This is a genomic window from Agromyces albus (genome assembly GCF_004134825.1).
In the GTDB taxonomy this organism is placed as follows: Bacteria; Actinomycetota; Actinomycetes; order Actinomycetales; family Microbacteriaceae; genus Agromyces; species Agromyces albus.
Window position 1 is genome coordinate 1 of record NZ_SDPN01000093.1, and the last position, 1,748, is coordinate 1,748.

Annotated in this window: 2 protein-coding genes; both read right to left on the reverse strand. The window is 71.9% G+C overall.

Annotated elements, in window-relative coordinates; all coding sequences use genetic code 11:
- Window positions 1-69 precede the first annotated feature (69 nt).
- On the reverse strand, window positions 70-1,038 hold the full coding sequence (locus ESP51_RS20330; protein ID WP_129522673.1) for an iron-siderophore ABC transporter substrate-binding protein: 969 nt from the start codon (window positions 1,036-1,038) through the stop codon (window positions 70-72).
- Between the two features lie 67 nt (window positions 1,039-1,105).
- On the reverse strand, window positions 1,106-1,748 hold a 643-nt coding region (locus tag ESP51_RS20335; protein ID WP_164990625.1), incomplete at its 5' end, for an ABC transporter ATP-binding protein.

The following is a 1,748-nucleotide window of genomic DNA, read 5'->3' on the forward strand; positions in this document are numbered from 1 at the left end:
CCGAAGCCGCCGGCGCCGGGCGCCGACGACGTGACCGCGCCGGTCGCCGCCTCGCGCGGAGGCGCCGGCTCAGCCCGCGAGGGTGTCGACGACCGCGTCAATGTAGTCGTTCATCGACGAAGGGCCGCCGAACATCCAGATGCCGTCGGGAAGGCGGTGCACCTTGCCGGACTGCACGAACGGCAGCGACTGCCACACGGCGTTGCCCGCGAGCTCGTTGGTGTACGGGTCCTGCTCCACCGAGGCGATGTAGAGGAACTCGACGTCGCCGAGCGCGGTCAGGCCCTCGACGTCGGTCGAGGCGAGGCCGTAGACGGCATCGCCCTCGCCGGTCCAGGCGTTCACGAGGCCGAGCTGCTCGGTGACATCCGACAGCAGCGAGCCCTTCGCGAACGGCCGGATCGACACCTCGCCGCCGCTCGCCCACGCGTCGCTCATGGCGAATTCGGCTCCGGCGAGGCCGGCCGCCTCGAGTGCAGCGGCGCCGTCGGCGACCTTCTGCTCGAACTCGGTGATGAGCTCGGCCACCTCGGCTTCATGCCCCGTCGCCGTCGCGATGCTCTCGAGGTTCTTCTCCATCTGGCCGATGCCGTTCGAGGCGTCGGCCCCGTGCACGACGAGCACGGGCGCGAACTCCTCGATCTGCGAGATGGCGGACTCGGAGAGGTCGGTCGTCGTGACGACGAGGTCGGGCGCGAGACCGGCGATCGCATCGATCGAGGGCTCCCCGCGCGTTCCGACGTCGGTCACGCTGTCATCGAGCGGCTCCGACTTGACCCAGGTCGTGTAGCCCTCGACGTCGGCGACGCCCACGGGCATCACGCCGAGCGCGACGAGGTTCTCCGCCGCGTTCCACTCGAGCGCCACGACGTCCTCAGCGGGAGCGGCGAGCTCGATGGTCTCGCCGCGATCGTCGACGATCGAGATCGCGCCACCCTCTGCGGCCTCGGCGCCCGTGTTCTCGGTCGTGCCGCATCCGGTCAGCAGGAGCGCGGATGCCGCGGCGACGGCGGTCAGGGCGATGGCGGGTGTTCTCATGGTGTCCTTCGATCGGCGCGCAGGCATGGTCGTCCTGTGCGATGGGGGTGGTGGAGGAAGCCGCCGTCTAGGCGAGGGCGAGGCGGCCGGCCGGCCGCCGGGTGTTGTATCGGCCGATGGGGCAGGTCGTGATGCATCCGCGTTCATCGATGTCGACCTCGACGCGGATGCCGTACGCCGAGCTCAGGACGTCGGTCACGAGCACCTCGGCGGGCGTGCCGACGGCCCGCACGCGCCCGGCCTCGAGCAGCACGATGCGATCGGCGATCGCGGCGGCCTGGTCGAGGTCGTGCAGCACGACGCCGATCGTCACGCCGTGCTCGTCGGCGAGTTCGCGGATGAGGTCGAGCAGCTCCACCTGGTAGCGGAGGTCGAGGTAGGTGGTCGGCTCGTCGAGGAGCAGCACCCCGGTGTCCTGCGCGAGGCACGCGGCGAGCCACACTCGCTGCAGCTGGCCGCCCGAGAGGCGGTCGACCGGGCTGTCGGCGAAGGCATGGACGCCCGTGAGGTGCATGGCGCGCTCGACGATCGCGTGGCCACCGGCGTCGCCGGCGATCCAGCGCCCGCGGTGCGGGTGTCGGCCGAACTCCACGAGCTCGCGCACCGAGAGGCCGCCCGGCGTCGGCCGGCTCTGGGCGAGCAGCGTGACCCGGCGGGCGAAGTCGCGAGCGCTGAGCGACGCGGCGTCGAGCCCGCCCGCGACGAGGTCG